This is a genomic window from Candidatus Omnitrophota bacterium (assembly GCA_023227985.1).
Lineage (GTDB): Bacteria > Omnitrophota > Gorgyraeia > Gygaellales > Profunditerraquicolaceae > JALOCB01.
This window is the reverse complement of record JALOCB010000010.1, coordinates 17,932-34,366: the sequence shown is the minus strand read 5'-3', so window position 1 is coordinate 34,366 and position 16,435 is coordinate 17,932. Positions and strand designations below refer to the sequence as shown.

15 protein-coding genes and 3 tRNA genes are annotated in these 16,435 nt (G+C 51.1%); all 18 read right to left on the bottom strand.

Features of this window, described 5'->3' with window-relative positions:
• Window positions 1–65: 65 nt before the first annotated feature.
• The 18 genes from ilvN to tsf all read right to left on the bottom strand — a co-directional run bounded on the left by ilvN (window position 66) and on the right by tsf (window position 16,435).
• A complete protein-coding gene (ilvN, locus tag M0R35_03600; protein MCK9594741.1) occupies window positions 66–536 on the bottom strand; it encodes an acetolactate synthase small subunit in 471 nt (156 codons plus the stop codon).
• Window positions 533–2,197, bottom strand: coding sequence for a biosynthetic-type acetolactate synthase large subunit (gene ilvB, locus M0R35_03595; protein ID MCK9594740.1), 1,665 nt, complete (start codon window positions 2,195–2,197; stop codon window positions 533–535). Before ilvB ends, ilvN begins: the two co-directional genes overlap by 4 nt.
• A gap of 1 nt (window position 2,198) precedes the next feature.
• Window positions 2,199–3,851 carry a dihydroxy-acid dehydratase gene (gene ilvD, locus M0R35_03590; GenBank protein MCK9594739.1) on the bottom strand — a complete coding sequence of 551 codons (1,653 nt, stop codon included), beginning with the start codon at window positions 3,849–3,851 and terminating at the stop codon, window positions 2,199–2,201.
• Between the two features lie 52 nt (window positions 3,852–3,903).
• The gene (locus M0R35_03585) at window positions 3,904–5,229 is read right to left on the bottom strand and encodes a class II fructose-bisphosphate aldolase (protein ID MCK9594738.1); all 1,326 of its coding nucleotides are present in this window, start codon (window positions 5,227–5,229) and stop codon (window positions 3,904–3,906) included.
• A 186-nt stretch (window positions 5,230–5,415) separates the two neighbouring features.
• Complete coding sequence (gene pfkA / locus M0R35_03580; protein ID MCK9594737.1) at window positions 5,416–6,381, bottom strand: 6-phosphofructokinase; 966 nt, start codon at window positions 6,379–6,381, stop codon at window positions 5,416–5,418.
• Between the two features lie 293 nt (window positions 6,382–6,674).
• Window positions 6,675–7,934: an adenosylhomocysteinase gene (ahcY, locus tag M0R35_03575; protein ID MCK9594736.1), complete on the bottom strand. Its 1,260-nt coding sequence runs from the start codon at window positions 7,932–7,934 to the stop codon at window positions 6,675–6,677.
• 13 nt (window positions 7,935–7,947) lie between these two features.
• A complete protein-coding gene (gene metK / locus M0R35_03570) occupies window positions 7,948–9,111 on the bottom strand; it encodes a methionine adenosyltransferase (protein MCK9594735.1) in 1,164 nt (387 codons plus the stop codon).
• A 2-nt stretch (window positions 9,112–9,113) separates the two neighbouring features.
• A complete protein-coding gene (locus M0R35_03565) occupies window positions 9,114–9,860 on the bottom strand; it encodes a nucleotidyltransferase family protein (GenBank protein ID MCK9594734.1) in 747 nt (248 codons plus the stop codon).
• Complete coding sequence (ptsP, locus tag M0R35_03560) at window positions 9,857–11,587, bottom strand: phosphoenolpyruvate--protein phosphotransferase (GenBank protein MCK9594733.1); 1,731 nt, start codon at window positions 11,585–11,587, stop codon at window positions 9,857–9,859. The genes M0R35_03565 and ptsP overlap by 4 nt, the downstream gene beginning before the upstream one ends.
• Window positions 11,584–11,847: an HPr family phosphocarrier protein gene (locus M0R35_03555; protein ID MCK9594732.1), complete on the bottom strand. Its 264-nt coding sequence runs from the start codon at window positions 11,845–11,847 to the stop codon at window positions 11,584–11,586. Before M0R35_03555 ends, ptsP begins: the two co-directional genes overlap by 4 nt.
• Before the next feature lie 12 nt (window positions 11,848–11,859).
• On the bottom strand, window positions 11,860–13,101 hold the full coding sequence (yvcK, locus tag M0R35_03550; protein ID MCK9594731.1) for a uridine diphosphate-N-acetylglucosamine-binding protein YvcK: 1,242 nt from the start codon (window positions 13,099–13,101) through the stop codon (window positions 11,860–11,862).
• A gap of 15 nt (window positions 13,102–13,116) precedes the next feature.
• Complete coding sequence (locus M0R35_03545) at window positions 13,117–13,584, bottom strand: PTS sugar transporter subunit IIA (GenBank protein ID MCK9594730.1); 468 nt, start codon at window positions 13,582–13,584, stop codon at window positions 13,117–13,119.
• Window positions 13,585–13,785: 201 nt separating this feature from the next.
• Window positions 13,786–13,858: transfer RNA gene (locus M0R35_03540), tRNA-Gly, on the bottom strand.
• 161 nt (window positions 13,859–14,019) lie between these two features.
• Window positions 14,020–14,102, bottom strand: a tRNA-Leu gene (locus M0R35_03535).
• Between the two features lie 340 nt (window positions 14,103–14,442).
• Window positions 14,443–14,515 (bottom strand) — tRNA-Lys (locus M0R35_03530).
• Window positions 14,516–14,598: 83 nt separating this feature from the next.
• Window positions 14,599–15,159, bottom strand: a complete 561-nt coding sequence (gene frr / locus M0R35_03525) for a ribosome recycling factor (protein ID MCK9594729.1) — start codon at window positions 15,157–15,159, stop codon at window positions 14,599–14,601.
• 20 nt (window positions 15,160–15,179) lie between these two features.
• Window positions 15,180–15,905, bottom strand: a complete 726-nt coding sequence (gene pyrH, locus M0R35_03520) for a UMP kinase (protein MCK9594728.1) — start codon at window positions 15,903–15,905, stop codon at window positions 15,180–15,182.
• Window positions 15,905–16,435 carry an elongation factor Ts gene (gene tsf / locus M0R35_03515; GenBank protein MCK9594727.1) on the bottom strand — a complete coding sequence of 177 codons (531 nt, stop codon included), beginning with the start codon at window positions 16,433–16,435 and terminating at the stop codon, window positions 15,905–15,907. Before tsf ends, pyrH begins: the two co-directional genes overlap by 1 nt.

The window sequence follows — 16,435 nt, the reverse complement described above, 5'->3', positions numbered from 1 at the left end:
CGCTTGATTTAATGAAATACATCCGTCTGAGACTATCGATTATAGATTATCGACTATAGATCAATTCAGCCTACCGCTATTTTGCCTGTCCTTACTAACTCCTTGACCCCGAACCCTTTCAGGCCCTCAAGCAGAAGCTTGATCTGCGCCTGCTCGCCGACAACCGCGATTATGGCGATATCGGATTTATGCTGGATCATTTGCCCGGCGTATTTATTCAGCAATTTCTCCAGCCGGGGCTTATCCTTGGCCGCCAGATTGATCTTAGCCAATATCAACTCGCGCTCGACATGGTCCTTCTTGGTGAAATCAGTGACCGTGACCACATCGATCAGCTTATTCAACTGCTTCTTGATCTGCTCCAGGATCTTCTCATCCTTGGCGTCAACCACAATAGTCATATAAGATATAGCCGGATCCTGCGTCTCGCTGACCGCTAAAGAAGCGATATTATAACCCCGGGCGCTGAAAAGCCCGGCGATGCGCGCCAACACCCCGAATTTATTCTCAACTAAGACCGAGATCGTGTGTCTCATGCCAGGCCTCCGATCATCTTATCGATGGACTCACCCGCAGGGACCATAGGAAACACGTTCTCTTCAGGCTCGACGTGGAAATCGATGAAAACCACATTATCGGTGGCGATCGCTTTTTCTATAGCCGGCCTAACCTCTTCTTTTGTGGTAACCCTGATGCCCATTGCGCCGTAACTTTCGGCAAGCTTAACGAAATCCGGGTTATACAAACAGGTATAAGCGTAGCGGTGTTTATAGAAAAGCTCCTGCCATTGCCTGACCATACCCAGGTAACCGTTGTTCAATATCGCCACCTTCACGTTTATTTTGTTGCAAACGCAGGTGGCCAGTTCCTGTATATTCATCTGGATCGAGCCGTCTCCGGCGATATTGAATACCGTTTTATCCGGGCAGGCGACTTTAGCGCCCATTGCCGCGGGGAACCCAAAGCCCATCGTCCCTAATCCGCCCGAAGAAATAAACGACCGCGGATGCATATGTTTATACCACTGGGCGGCCCACATCTGATGCTGCCCCACCTCGGTAGCAATGATCGCGTTCGAACCGGTTATCTCCGAGATCTGCTCGATTATATACTGCGGGTTGATCTTTTCTTTACCCTCATATTTTAAAGGATGCTTCTTCTTCAAAGATTCGACGGTCTTCAGCCAATCCCTTGTATCCGGGCCTTTCTTGATCTCTTCCAACAACTGCCCCAGGACGTTCTTAACGTCGCCGACAATCGGTATATCCACCTTGACGTTTTTGCTGATCGATGACGGATCTATATCTATATGTATTATCTTGGCGTTCTTGGCAAAGGTATCCAGCTTTCCGGTAACCCGGTCGTCAAAACGGCTGCCGACCGCTATTATCAGGTCAGCTGTCATGACCGCGTGATTAGCGTAAGCGGTACCGTGCATCCCGAGCATGCCCAGGGAAAACGGGCTGTCAGCCGGGAATGCGCCCAGGCCCATCAGGGTCATGGTCACAGGCGCTTTGATCTTATCGGCGAATTCACGAAGCTCCGCCGAGGCGTTGGAAAGGATCACGCCGCCGCCGGCGTAGATTATCGGTTTCTTCGACTCATTGATCAGCTTTACCGCTTTCTTGATCTGTCCGGGATGGCCGAAATATGTGGGTTTATAACTGCGCATCTCGACAGTCTCCGGCCAGATAAATTCGATTTCCTGCATCTGAATATCCGTCGGGATATCAATAAGCACCGGGCCGGGGCGGCCGGTAGAGGCGATATGAAAAGCCTCGCGCACGATCCGGGCCAGGTCCTTTACGTCTTTGACTAAAAAGTTATGTTTGGTGACCGGACGGGTTATGCCGGTGATATCCGCTTCCTGAAAGGCATCATTGCCGATCAGGAAAGATTTCACCTGTCCGGTAATGGCGACCATGGGAATGGAATCCATAAAGGCATTGGCTATGCCGGTAACCAGGTTAGTCGCGCCCGGCCCTGATGTAGCCAGGCAAACCCCGACCTTTCCGGTGGCCCGGGCATAACCGTCAGCCGCGTGTGCGGCAGCTTGTTCATGCCTGACCAGAATAAACCTTACAGGCGCATCGTAAAGCTTATCGAACAAAGGCAGGACCTGTCCCCCGGGATACCCGAAGATAACCTCAACGCCCTCTTTCTTAAGACACTCTATTAATATCTGCGCGCCGTTCATATTAGCTGACCACCGCTCCTTTATCCGCGGATGAAACCATCCGGCTGTACCTGGCAAGGTATCCGGTCTTGATCTTCGGTTCCACCGCTTTCCAGTTTTTAAATCTTTTGGCGATCTGCGCCTTGGTTAATTTAACCTCAAGTTTACGGTTAGGTATATCTATGTTTATTATATCGCCGTTTTTGATAATCGCAATCGGTCCTTTTGCGGCGGCTTCCGGAGAGACATGCCCCAGGCAAGGGCCGCTGGTCCCGCCGGAAAATCTTCCGTCGGTGATCAGGGCAACGGATTCAGCCAGGCCCATACCCACGATAGCGGCGGTGGGCGCGAGCATCTCGCGCATACCCGGGCCTCCCGAAGGCCCTTCATAACGGATCACCAGGACCTCGCCGGGATGGACATTCTGGGCGAGGATCACCTGCATAGCTTCTTCTTCCCGGTTAAAGACCCTGGCTTTACCGGTAAATTTCATCATCTTGGGGCTGACCGCGGACTGCTTGACCACCGCGCCGTTAGGTGCGAGGTTCCCGTAAAGCACCGCGATACCGCCTTCCTTATGATAGGCGCGGCTAAACGGCCGGATAACTTCATCATCGGCTATTTCCGCATTATCAGCGATCGCGTAAACCTTGCTGCCGCTTGCCGTCATTGTATTGTTGAGTTTTCCCTTCAATCTCTTAAGCACCGCGGGTATCCCTCCGGCATACTCCAGGTCTTCCATATAATGGCTTCCCGCGGGTTCCAATAAGGTTATATGCGAAGTATCTTTGGATACATCGTCAAATTTCTTCAGATCGAGTTTTATACCAGCCTCATGGGCAATAGCGGTCAGATGCAGCACCGTATTGCTCGAACCGCCTAAAGCCATATCCACGCGGATGGCGTTTTCCAGGGATTTTTTGTTGATAATATCCTTCGGCTTGATATCCTTCCTGACCAACTGGACTATCCTTTCGCCGCTGGCCTGGGCGATCCTGCGCTTCTTGGCGGAGACCGCCAGCGCCGTGCCGCAGCCGGGAAGCGACATTCCCATAGCCTCGGTCAAACAAGCCATAGTATTGGCGGTGTACAAACCCTGGCATGAACCCGCCCCTGGACAAGCCTCCATCTCCAGGCAAGTCAGTTCTTCCGGAGAGATATCGCCTTTTTTAGCCCTGGCCAAGGCTTCATATGAATCGTGGACAAAAGCCAGTTTCTTCTTACGAAACCTGCCGCTCATCATCGGCCCGGCGGTAACTACTATAGTGGGAATATTCAACCTGGTCGCGGCCATGATCATGCCGGGAGTTATCTTATCACAGTTAGTCAGGCAAACCAGACCGTCCAACTGATGCGCGTTGCAGACAGATTCAATGGAATCGGCGATCAACTCTCTGGTCGCCAAAGGATAGCACATACCCAAATGCCCCATAGCAATACCGTCGCAGATCCCGGGGATGCCGAAGAAAAAGGGCACTCCTCCTCCGTAACAGACGCCGCGTTCTATAAAACGCTCCAGATCGCGCATCCCGATATGCCCGGGGATAAGGTCGGTGAAGGACGTAGCCACGCCGATGAACGGGCGAGCCAGGTCTTTTCTGCCCAATCCGGTCGCGTGCAAAAGCGCGCGGTGAGGAACTCTTTCCAAACCTTTCTTGATCGTATCTGAGCGCATTGTCACCTCTTTCATTATAATTGATTATAGACTATCGATTATCAACTATAGACTAATCAGCGCCTTCTCCGTCATGATGCACCGGCCCGGTTTCTTTTCTCTTGCGAATGATCACCCTCTTCAGCTTTATGTATTTATCAACCAGCTCCCGGTTGTTCACCGCGTTCAACTGCTTAAAAAGGAAATCGAATTTATCCTCGATTTCGGCGGCAATCGCGTCGCGCACCTGGTCCGGCAGGCTCATTATCTCTTTCTTGAACGGCCCCAACGCCTTTTTGCGGGCCTTATAGAAAAACTGGTCATCGGAATCCCCGGCCTTCTTCTCAGAGGCGGAGTTCACCGTAAGCCATTCATAGATCTTCGTTTTTAGCTCCGCCGGAAAATGCTTGCTGTCATAGATCATGTTCTGGAAACTGGTAGCCAGATGGACTTCGGCGGTATCGTTCTCCGGAAAATGGTGAAACGCGTCATCCGGCAGAGTGGACGCGCCGTGCTGTACCGCGCCGGCCAGGCCGAATTCCTGCTGGGCTAACTTAGAGAGATTCTTCAGCGTATCAAAATCAAGATTGACCTTGGCAACGCTGCCGTCAGGCAATACCACACCGCCGTGCGAAGTCCCGGTCTGAATGCTGATCTTGCTTATGCCGGTAAGGCCTTTGCGCAAAGCCTCTTTGTATCCGGTCATAAACGCCCGCAGGTCTTCAGGAGTGGAATTCTTGCTCCCCACTTCTCCGATCTCCCCGCCTACCGATACCTCAATACCGCGCGGTTCTATCCTGCGGATGAACTGGGTAAGTTTGGCGCAGGCCTTATAATTGTTCAACTGCTGCTTCTTAATGTCGCTCTTGGTCAGGTCAACCACGGTCGAAGAATCAATATCAATATTGTAGAACCCGTTCTCCACCGCTTCGTTGATCAAGGCCTTCAGGCTTTCTATTTCCTTTTCCGGGTCCTCTGCGAATTTCTTGGCGTTGACCTGGAAATGGTCGCCCTGGATGAACACCGGTCCGCTGAATCCCTCTTTTATGGCGGCTGCCAGTATCACGCTGGAATATTCGATCGGCGGCTGGGCGGTATAACCCATCTCCGACTTGGCGATCTCAAAGATAAAAGCCGCGGCGTTGTTCTTTTTGGCTACCCTGAATATCGCCCTGGCCAGGTCATAGGTCATGCAGCGCAGATTGATCGCCGGCACGGTAAATCCGGTGAATTCGCCTTTGCCGCGGGCCATGTAAAAATCGTGTATACTGGACAGATATATCCCCTTTTTATAGGCCAGGTCGCTTATCTTCTTGGCCAGGGCCTTTTTTACCGCCAGGTCATCCGTCATTATCAGGTCTTTCGCTAATTTCTGGACATCAACCGGTTTTCTTCCCATCTTACTCTCCTTAATGAGCACATAACTTATGGAGCTGTCAACTGCTTATTGCTACGACATAAGTTATAAGTGCGAATTATTAAACACCGAAACGATTATTCAGTGAAATCCCGCGTAAGCGGGGATCCCGGCGCCTGCAAGGTGATTTCTTTTGAATCACCGCAGCGTTCAGGCGTCGGGACAACGTTAAGTTAAAGTTCTGATCAAATTATAGAAATTATCCGTGTTGACCTCTTTCTTGGTGATCGCGAATTCCAGGTCAACTATGTTGATCTCATCCGAGATAACGCCCACGGATTTCCCGGATACGCCTTCAGCCAGCAGTTTTACCGCCTCCGCGCCCAGCCTGCTGGCCAGGATCCGGTCTTTTGCCGTAGGAGCCCCTCCGCGCTGGACATGCCCTAATACTGCCACGCGCGTTTCCAGGGTAGTGATCTCGGTGATCTGACGGGCAACATCTTCGGCCTTAGCCGCGCCTTCGGCGACCACAACTATCCAACTTACCTTGCCCCGAAGATTGCCTTCCACTATATCATGGCACATTTTATGCAGGTCGAATTTACGTTCAGGGATCAAAACATCTTCCGTGCCTCCGGCCAGACTGACTTGCATGGCAATAAAACCTGATTCCCTGCCCATGACTTCGACTACAAAAACCCGCTCCATGGAAGTAACGGTATCCCGGATCTTATCAATGGCGTCCAATGCGGTATTTACCGCGGTATCCGCGCCTATTGTGGAATCCGTGCCGTTTATATCGTTATCTATCGTCCCGGGGATGCCAATACAAGGGATATTCCATTTTTTGGATAATACAATGCCCCCGTGGTAAGTCCCGTCCCCTCCAATCAAGGCCAACCCGTCAATATTGAATTTCTTTATGGTCTGGACAGCCCTCTGCTGACCGGCTTCACTTAAGAATTCCGGGCAGCGCGCTGTTTTCAGGATCGTCCCGCCGCGCGATATTATATTCGAGACCGAACGATGGTCAAGGACCTTTAACTCCTCATTGATCAACCCGGAATAACCGCGGAATATCCCCATCATTTCCAGGTTACTGTTCGTTCCCGCACGCACCACAGCGCGCACGGCCGCGTTCATCCCCGGAGAATCACCGCCGGAAGTCAATACCCCTATTCTTCGTATAGACATAATCCGTTCCTCAATGAGCACATAACTTATGGAGCTGTTAATTGCTTATTACCACGACATAAGCTATATGTGCGAATTTATCCCGGCGAATGCTGTAAAAAGGATTTGCGCTTTTCACAGCAGTTTCTGAGCCGGGGCAAACATTTCAAGTACCCATTTCCTAAATGAGCAGATAACTTACGGAGTGTTTTTAGCGACGCAAGTTATAGTGAAACGTCTGCGAATTTATCCCGGCGAATGCTGTGAAAAGGATTTGCGCTTTTCACAGCAGTTTCTGAGCCGGGGCAAACATTTCAAGTACCCATTTCCCAACTTGACAGATATTTTTCCTGCTCAGCAGTCAATTTATCCACTGACACGCCCATTGACTTCAATTTAAGCCTGGCGATCTCGTTATCAATAGGCTCCGGGACTTTATACACGTCATTTCCCAGTTCTTTATAATACCTCTTCATATATTCCACGCCCAATGCCTGGTTGGAAAACGACATATCCATGACCTGTGCGGGGTGGCCTTCAGCCGCGGCGAGATTGATCAATCTCCCCTCGCCCAGCAGGTATACCCTGCGGCCGCTTTTCAAGTTGTATTCAAGCACGAAATCGCGGATGATCCTTTTGCTTTTAGACAGCTTTTCCAAAGCGGAGATCTCTATCTCGGCGTTAAAATGACCGGAATTAGCCACTATCGCCCCGTCTTTCATCGTCTGAAAATGCTCTTTGCGGATAACGTTGATATCCCCGGTGACCGTGACGAATATATCGCCGATCTTACTGGCCTCTTTAATGGTCATAACCCTGTATCCGTCCATGACCGCTTCCAAACCCTTAAGCGGAGAAACCTCTACCACGATCACATTCGCGCCCATTCCCTGAGCCCTGCTGGCCAGCCCTCTTCCGCACCAGCCATAACCGCAAACCACAAAATTAGACCCCGCTACCAGTTTATTCGTAGCCCGGATTATCCCGTCGATCGTTGACTGGCCTGTACCGTAACGGTTATCGAACATATGCTTGGTCATGGCGTCGTTCACCGCGATGATCGGATAACGCAGCTTTCCGTCCTTGGCCAACGCGCGCAAACGTATAACCCCGGTAGTGGTTTCTTCTGTGCCGCCGATAATTCCTTTGCGGCAGTACAGCCCCGGGTTCTGATGGATCACCGAAACAAGGTCAGCCCCGTCATCCATGGTGACATTAGGCGATAGCGCCAAAGCCGAACGGATATGATTATAATAAGTCTTTGTGTCTTCGCCTTTGATCGCGAAGACCGGGACCTTCAGGTTCTGCGCCAAAGAAGCGGCTACATCATCCTGGGTAGACAAAGGATTGGACGCGCAAACAGCCACATTAGCGCCTCCGGCCTTCAATACCTCCATCAACACGCCTGTCTCAGTAGTGACATGCAGGCAGGCGGCTATAGTCAGGCCTTTTAACGGCTGCTCTTTCTTAAAGCGCCGGGCGATCAGGGCTAATACCGGCATGTTGTTCCGCGCCCATTCGATACGCAAAGCGCCTTTTTTGGCTAGTTTGATATCCTTGATGTCATATTTCATTTATACTCCTTATTTATAATTTTGACGCGGCTTCCTTCAATGTTCCAACCTTGTCCAAAGACTCCCAGGTGAATTCCGGCTCGTTCCTGCCGAAATGGCCGTATGCCGCCGTCTTCCTATATATAGGCCTTAAAAGATTCAATGATTCAATGATTCCTTTGGGGGTAAGGTCAAAATTCTGGCGGATCAATTTCACGATATTGTTGTCGGATAGTTTTCCGGTACCGTAGGTATTGACGAAAACCGACAAAGGCTCGGCATACCCGATAACATAAGCCAGTTGGATCAGGCATTTATCGGCGATACCCGCAGCTACCAGGTTCTTGGCTACATACCTGCACATATAAGCCGCTGACCGGTCTACCTTGGTCGGGTCTTTTCCGGAGAATGCCCCTCCTCCGTGCGGGACTGTCCCGCCATAAGTATCCACGATGATCTTCCTTCCGGTCATCCCGGTATCGGACTGCGGCCCGCCGATCAGGAACTTTCCGGTCTGGTTCACGTAATATTTGGTGTCTTTATCGATCCAGCCATTAAGGACGTCTTCGGCCACCACCTTGATCATCTCTTTGCGGGCAGTGTTGGTGATATTCATTCCGCTCTTATCCAGTATCTCAGCGGTATGCTGGCTGGCCAGGACCACTGAATCTACGCGCACCGGCTTGCCGTTATGATACTCTACAGTTACCTGGCTTTTTCCGTCCGGCCCCAGATATTTTAATATGCCCTTTTTGCGTACTTCGCTCAGGCGTTTTGACAGGCCGTGGGCCAGTGCGATAGGCAAAGGCATCAGCTCTTTGGTCTCTTTGCAGGCATAACCGAACATGATCCCCTGGTCTCCGGCGCCGCCGGTATCAACGCCCTGCGAGATATCCGGCGACTGGCTGTGAATAGTATTGACAATGGCGCAGGTCTGGTAATCAAACCCGTATTTAGGATGGGTATAACCTATATCCTTGATTATATGCCTGGCTAATTTATGTATATCGACGTAAGAATGCGTGGTGATCTCTCCCCCTACGATCAAAAGCCCCATAGTCACATAGGTCTCACAGGCTACCCTTCCTTTAGGGTCATTCTTCAAAACCTCATCCAGAACTCCGTCTGAGATCTGATCGCATACTTTATCCGGATGCCCTTCGGTGACCGACTCTGAAGTAAACAAGAACTTTTCCATTCTTACCTTTCTCCTTTTGTTATATGCCTTACCTTATTATAGGTATCTATGCGCCCGATATCAAACCAGGAATCCTTGAACACAAAACCATACACCCTGGCGTTGCTGCTCAACCATTTTATATATGAACCGGCGGCGTCCCGCGGATTCTTCGGGTCTTGCAGGTATTTTCTTATCAAAGCGTTCCGGCCTTTAGGGAAATAATACAGGCACATCCCGATAAGGCTGGAAGCGGGCCTGGCCGGCTTCTCCTGGAATCGCTTTACCAGGCCCTGGCGGTTTAAACTGACCACGCCGAAATTACGGGCCTCTTTTTTATCCTTGATGTCGCATACCCCGATAGTGACGGCGTTCTTCCTCTTTCGGGCATAGCCGACAAAACCATTCAACGGCTCCCTGAAAAAATTGTCGCCGCCGATCACCAGAAAATCATCGTCGAACCCCTCGGTCCTGAACACCAGGTCCATATCGCCGATAGCGCCGAGTTTTTCCTCGGGGCTTAGAGTAAGGTCGTTAAACACCTTCACCAGCCTGCGCCGCTTTAACCCTTCGCGCCAATCCATGAAATTATCAAAGAAGCGGGCATTGCTTACAACGATTATCTTTGATATCCCGGGGATAAGCGCCAGCTTATCCATCAGATAATCGATTATCGGCTTCTTATTCACCTCAAGCAAAGGCTTGGGGAAATTCTTCGTATAAGGATAGAGCCTCGTACCGTAACCGGCTGCCAGTATCACTACTTTCATCGCAGTATCTCTTTGATTTTCGTTTGCATTAACGCTTCTATCGCTTTGGCGGTCGACAAGGACATCGCCTCTTCGGCGATCTTCCTGGCCTGTTCAACGCTCACCGAGCGGATTATATACTTAACGATCGAGATAGCTGAAGGAGGCATGCTGAACTCATCAAGCCCCATGCCCAGAAGGATCAGGACAAAAAGCTCATCCGATGCCATTTCCCCGCACATCCCCACCCAGATATTATTGGCGTGCGCGGCGTCAATGACATTCTTGATCATCCTCAAAACAGCGGGATGCGCCGGTTCATACAGATAGGCCACTTTTTCATTGGCCCGGTCAACAGCCAGGGCGTACTGGATAAGGTCGTTGGTCCCGATGCTGAAGAAATTCGCTTCCTTGGCCAGAAGGTCGGCGGTCAAGGCGGCCGAAGGCACCTCGATCATCACCCCCACCTCGATATTCTCGTCGAAATGCAGCCGGGATTTGCGCAGTTCTTCCTTGCATTCATTCAGGATCGCGTTGGCCTGCCTCAACTCCTCTATACCCGAGATCATCGGATACATCAGTTTAAGTTTGCCGAAAGCCGAGGCCCGCAATATCGCCCGCAGCTGCAGCTTAAATACATCCGGCCTGGCGAGGCAGAAACGAATAGCCCGCCATCCCAGGAACGGCTGGATCTCCTTGGGCATCTCGAATTGCGAGAGATATTTATCCCCTCCCAGGTCCAGGGTGCGAATGACCACAGGATGCGGATTCATCGCCTCTGCGACATATTTATAAGCCTGAAAATGCTCTTCTTCAGTGGGGGCGTCTTTGCGGTTCATGTAAAAGAATTCGGTGCGGTAAAGCCCGATCCCCTGCGCGCCGTGGATCTTAACCGAGACTATCTCATCCGGCAGTTCAATGTTCGCGCAGATCTCGACGTTCTTGCCGTCCGCGGTGACCGCCGGCAGGTCTTTTACCCCCAGGAATTTCTCGGAAATGCCTTTAAGCTTTACCTCTTCTTCCTGGTAGATATGCATGGTGTCTTCATCAGGATTCACGATGATAATGCCCATGCTCCCATCGACTATGATGATATCACCGCTTTTGATCCTGGATGTGGCGTCCACCGTACCCACGACCGCCGGGATCTCCAGGGATTTGGCCATGATCGCCGTATGCGAGGTCTTACCGCCGATGTCGGTGACAAAACCGCTGACCAGCTGTTTATGCATAGCCGCAGTATCCGACGGCGACAGGTCATGGGCGATTACCACCACCCTCTCCTTCAGATCCTTCAACCCCCGCTGTTCTTTACCCAGCAGATTGCGCAATATCCGTTTGCCGACATCGTTCAGGTCAGCGGTACGCTCCCTGAGGTATTCATCCTCGATCTTGGAAAAAACCTCGATATATTTTTTCAGCACCTCGGAAAAGATAAAAGCGACGTTTATCTGCTCTTTCTTCAGGCGGTGGATGACCTCTTCGATAAGCATCCGGTCTTCCAACACCAAAAGATGCGCGTCGAATATCTGGGCCTCTTCCTGGCCCATATCCTTGGCGATCCTTTTCTGCAGCTCGATTATCTCCCTGCGCGTGGCGATCAGGGCTTCCTCGAACAACTGCAGCTGCAAAGGTATCTCTTCGGGATTTATCGACTGCCTGGCGATCTCGAATTCTTCCTTGCCCAGGCGGTACGCCTTGGCGATGCATATACCCGGAGCCGCAGCTATGCCTTTCAGAGTGATCATCTCTGCTCCTCTTTATCCAGAATCTTTTCCAATTCAACCACCGCGAGTTCCGCGTCTTTTCCGTCAGCTTCGACGATTATCTCGCTGCCCTGTTCCGCGCCCAGCATAAGTATCCCCATAATGGACTTGCCGTTGACCTTTTCCAGGTCGCGGCTCACCGAAATGGACGATTCGAATTTATTAGCCACCTGCACGAACATAGCGGCAGGCCGGGCGTGAAGCCCCTGCTTATTCTTAACGGTCATCTTTTTCTTGATCACGCTCATTTTTTCCTATAGCTCTTCCTGAAGGCCTAATATGATATTAGCCAATTTCAAATGGTCATGCCTGATAACACCCTCTGAAACCGAACCCGTATCTTCCTCAATGATCCGATACCCCATGTTCTGGATATTCTTGCGGTCACTGACGACCGAATACGCGTTGCCTTCCTCATAGCGCTTCAACACCTGGACAGGCAACTTTCCCGTATTCACTATGCAATAATCTATTATCCCCGGGTGGCTGTGCTCGACCAGGGCACGGACATGCTGTGAAGCGCTGTAACCGTCCGTCTCTCCGGGCTGGGTCATCACATTACACACGTAAACCTTTATCGCCCTTGAGGCAACGATCTTGTCGCTTATCTCTTTTATCAAGAGGTTAGGTATTATGCTGGTATAAAGCGAGCCCGGCCCTAAAACAATAATCTCGGCTTCATCAATGGCCTTTATAGCCTCAGGCGCCGGTGCCGGATGTTCAGGCTTAAGATAAACCTTCCGTATCGGCTTATGCCCCCGGGGTATTTTATTCTCGCCTTCAACCACCGAGCCATCCGCGTATTCCGCGGCCAGGGTCACGTTGCTCAAAGAAGACGGGATAACCTGCCCCCTCAAGGCCAGCACCTTGCTTGTCTCGCGGATCGCCTTCTCGAAATCTCCGGTAAGCCTGGTCATTACGGTAATGAACAGGTTGCCAAAGCTATGCCCGGCTAATTCCGAGCCCGAGTCGAAACGAAACTGAAAAAGATCGCGCATCATGGTAGAGGCGTCGGCCAAAGCCACCAGGCAGTTGCGGATATCCCCCGGAGGCAGTATATCGAACTGCTGCCTTAATCTCCCGGAAGATCCGCCGTCGTCAGCAACCGTCACGATGGCAGTAATGTTGGAGCTATATTCCTTAAGCCCGGTCAAAAGCATGGATAATCCCGTGCCACCGCCTACGGCTACGATCCTGGGCCCCCGCGCGAGCTGCCTGCGCTGATAAAGGATATCTACCAGCTCGTTCGCGCGCGATGACGGTATTATCGCGTTGATCAACGACCCCATCAAACGCTTGAATCCAAGGATAAGGATGACTATGCCAGCGGACAGTATTACCCAGTCAAGCGTCTGAAGCATGAAGAATTCTTCGCTGCGCAGGCCGCTTGAACCGATGACCAGAAGGATCACGCCAAAGGCGCTTAATCCTATCCAACGCTTTATGCCTATGCCCGGGTATAACCACTTAAAAAGGCGTTTTAGCTCGGCTATCATCTTTGAATCAAAGGATTATATTTTTTCGTCTTCTTGACTTATTACGTCTATGATCGCGTTCTCATCAGCGCAAGAACGGAGATTATCGCGGAAATATTTATCTTTAAAAAGACGGGAGATGCGAGCCAGGGCCTTAAGGTGCGGCCCGGCGGAATCCTGGGCGGCCAAGAGCAAGAAAAAGATATACACCGGTTCTCCGTCAAGGGAATCGAAATCTACGCCTTTCTTGGAAAGCGCAAACGCACCTATCAGTTTGCCGACACAATCGACCTTGGCATGCGGGATAGCGATCCCCTGGCCTATGGCTGTCGAGCCTAAAGATTCTCTCTCGCTCAATGAATCCAGTATCTTTGCGCGGGAGGATTTATCGATTTCTCCGGAGCTGATCAGCAGGTCCACCAGTTCTTTGATCACGTCTTCTTTCTTGGTGGACTTGAGATCAGCCAGAATAGATTTTTTTGATAAAAAATCCATTATCTTCATTCTTGTCTCCTTTTTTACTGCAGAAATTTAATAAGCGGGAGACGGGGATGCGAACCCGTCGCTCGCAGACTACTCTAACTAAAACTCGCTCCTCATAGGGGCTTTGCCCCTCTGACGCTTCACTTCGTTTCGCTGTCACCCCAAATACGCGGTGGAAATCCTTCCCCCGCACCCCCCTGGGGTTCGACCAGCAAAAGTAAAAGCGGGAGACGGGGGTCGAACCCGCGACAACTACCTTGGCAAGGTAGCGCTCTACCAACTGAGCTACTCCCGCGTTATCTTACAAACTTGTCTTTTTTCTTCCGCGGCGTATTTAACGGGCGGAAGAGGATTTCCCCGCCTGATACTCCTCCAGGAAGCGGGATTAATCCCGTTTGGCATTAAACTAATCGGACGGGAGAACCTCCTTAATACCCCGGTTCAAATCCGTCTATATGCGGACGGAGGGATTTGAACCCCCAAGGGTTTCCCCCAATAGCTCCTAAGGCTATCGCGTATGCCAATTCCGCCACGTCCGCATAACCAGTATCTACCGGAGCCGGGGATCATCTATGGGTTTCCCCAATAGCTCCTAAGGCTATCGCGTATGCCAATTCCGCCATCCACCCTTTGGATACATATCCAACACCAGCGCATATTCCGATTGCGCTGGGTGGCAATACTTGCACAACGCTCCGCCATGAAGCGGATACCGGAGTATTCCAATAACGCAGGGTACCACTTGCGCCTGGTGCGACCGTAGGTTCCGCCTTCGCTCGGGATTTGTCCCCTCGCTTGAACGCTTATCCTTTTCTTCGAAAAGCACTGCGCAAACTTCGGGGATTAATTTACCGACAACAATTCGAGCGGGTAAATTTATGAGCCTCCCGCGGCTCGAACGCGGCACAGCCACCTTAAAAGGGTGGTGCTCTACCAGATGAGCTAGAGGCCCAGATCTATTTTGTTCATCCCGTCTGCCGGGATTAATTCGGCCTAATGATTTACGTTCACTGCGCCCCGTAAATCATTGCCTCATTAAAACTCCAGGATTTCTTTTTCTTTATTCTTCAGGATCTCGTCTGTCTTGGCGATATATTTATCGACCAGCTTCTGCAGCTCATCGATCCCGCGGAACTTATCGTCCTCGGATATAAATTTATCCTTCTCGGATTTCTCGACCACCGCCTTTGCCTCATGGCGTATCGTCCGAAAAGACACCCTGCCTTCTTCCGCTTTCTTGTGAAGGACCTTGACCAGCTCGGCCCTGCGCTCCTGCGATAAAGCAGGAACTGATAATCTGATGATCTTGCCGTCATTGGAAGGCGACAATCCCAGATTGGATTTAAGTATCGCCTTCTCGATCTCGACTATAGCCGTAGGGTCCCATGGCTGGATTATCAGCATATGCGCGTCGGCCGCTGAGATCGCGGCAAGCTGCTTGATCATCGTCGGGGTCCCGTAATAATCTATGTGCAGGCCTTCCACGATGCTGGGATTGGCCCTGCCGGTCCTTACCTCGGAAAATTCACGCATCACAAAATCCAACGCCTTCTTTAATTTCTCTTCTGTACCATGAAGGATCTCTTTTACTGTCATGACACACCTCCCGATAAAAATCAGCTTACAGTAGTTCCTATCTTTTCCCCGGCTATAACCCTGTTTATGTTCCCCGGCCTGGTTAAATCAAAAACCACGATAGGCAGTTTATTATCCATACAAAGGCTCACGGCGGTCGCATCCATCACCTTGAGCCTTTTCTTCAGCACGTCTATATACTTGAGTTTCGCGTATTTCTTAGCGCCCTTGACCTTCATCGGGTCGGCGGAATAAACCCCGTCGACCTTAGTCGCCTTCAGTATCACATCCGCGTTGATCTCCATCGCCCGCAGCGCCGCCGCGGTATCGGTGGTAAAATACGGATTGCCGGTGCCGGCGACGAATATAACCACCCTGCCTTTTTCCAGGTGGCGTATCGCCTTGCGGCGGATATAAGGCTCGGCAATCTTTTCTATTTCTATGGCGGTCATTACCCTGGTCGGCATACCCATCTTTTCCAGGGTATCCTGCAATGCCAGGCCGTTTATTACCGTGGCCAGCATCCCCATGTAATCCGCCACCGACCTGTCCATATTCAGCCCTAAAGACGCGGTATTCTCCTGGCCGCGGAAGATATTCCCGCCGCCCAGGACCAAAGCCACATCCACACCCATTGCCCTTATCTCTTTTATCTGTCTGGAGATAGAAACCAAGACGGAGTGATCTATACCATGGGATTTTTTTCCCTGCAGGGCTTCACCGCTCAATTTCAGGACTATTCTTTTATATATAGGGCCTCTTGCCATTATTCGCCGATCTTATAACGGATAAACCTGCGGATAACAATATTCTCGTTGAATTTAACCACCAGGCTGCCCAGGTAATCCTTAACGGTCATGCTGGGGTCTTTCACGAAAACCTGGTCCAGGAGGCAATTGTTTTTGTAGAACAGCTCTTTATCCTTATCCGTATCCTGCTCGATCAGCTCCGCCGGGACATCTTCGCGTTTAATGTATGCCGGGTTACAGGCGGCGATCTGCATTGCCAGGTCCTTGGTGAACTGGGCGAACGCCTCGTTCTTGGCCACAAAATCGGTCTCTGAATCCACCTCGATCAACACTCCGATCTTATTGCCCGTATGCAGATACGCGTCAACCCTGCCTTCCTTGGAAGCCCTGTCCTTCTTGCTGGCGGACTTTTCCAGGCCGCGTTTGCGCAAAAGGCCCATTGCCTTCTTTATGTCGCCTTTCGCGTCAACCAGGACCTTTTTACAGTCGGATATGCTGGCGGCGCTCAATTCCCTCAATTCCTTGATCAAACTTACCGATATTTCCAT

Excerpts from the sequence above, each read along its gene's own strand:
- M0R35_03565 (MCK9594734.1), bottom strand. The coding sequence starts at position 9,860 with ATGAAAGTAGTGATACTGGCAGCCGGTTACGGTACGAGGCTCTATCCT.
- M0R35_03585 (MCK9594738.1), bottom strand. The coding sequence starts at position 5,229 with ATGGGAAGAAAACCGGTTGATGTCCAGAAATTAGCGAAAGACCTGATA.
- ilvN (MCK9594741.1), bottom strand. The coding sequence starts at position 536 with ATGAGACACACGATCTCGGTCTTAGTTGAGAATAAATTCGGGGTGTTG.
- pfkA (MCK9594737.1), bottom strand. The coding sequence starts at position 6,381 with ATGTCTATACGAAGAATAGGGGTATTGACTTCCGGCGGTGATTCTCCG.
- yvcK (MCK9594731.1), bottom strand. The coding sequence starts at position 13,101 with ATGATAGCCGAGCTAAAACGCCTTTTTAAGTGGTTATACCCGGGCATA.
- ptsP (MCK9594733.1), bottom strand. The coding sequence starts at position 11,587 with ATGATCACTCTGAAAGGCATAGCTGCGGCTCCGGGTATATGCATCGCC.
- ilvD (MCK9594739.1), bottom strand. The coding sequence starts at position 3,851 with ATGCGCTCAGATACGATCAAGAAAGGTTTGGAAAGAGTTCCTCACCGC.
- pyrH (MCK9594728.1), bottom strand. The coding sequence starts at position 15,905 with ATGGCAAGAGGCCCTATATATAAAAGAATAGTCCTGAAATTGAGCGGT.
- frr (MCK9594729.1), bottom strand. The coding sequence starts at position 15,159 with ATGACAGTAAAAGAGATCCTTCATGGTACAGAAGAGAAATTAAAGAAG.
- ilvB (MCK9594740.1), bottom strand. The coding sequence starts at position 2,197 with ATGAACGGCGCGCAGATATTAATAGAGTGTCTTAAGAAAGAGGGCGTT.
- metK (MCK9594735.1), bottom strand. The coding sequence starts at position 9,111 with ATGGAAAAGTTCTTGTTTACTTCAGAGTCGGTCACCGAAGGGCATCCG.
- tsf (MCK9594727.1), bottom strand. The coding sequence starts at position 16,435 with ATGGAAATATCGGTAAGTTTGATCAAGGAATTGAGGGAATTGAGCGCC.
- ahcY (MCK9594736.1), bottom strand. The coding sequence starts at position 7,934 with ATGAAATATGACATCAAGGATATCAAACTAGCCAAAAAAGGCGCTTTG.
- M0R35_03545 (MCK9594730.1), bottom strand. The coding sequence starts at position 13,584 with ATGAAGATAATGGATTTTTTATCAAAAAAATCTATTCTGGCTGATCTC.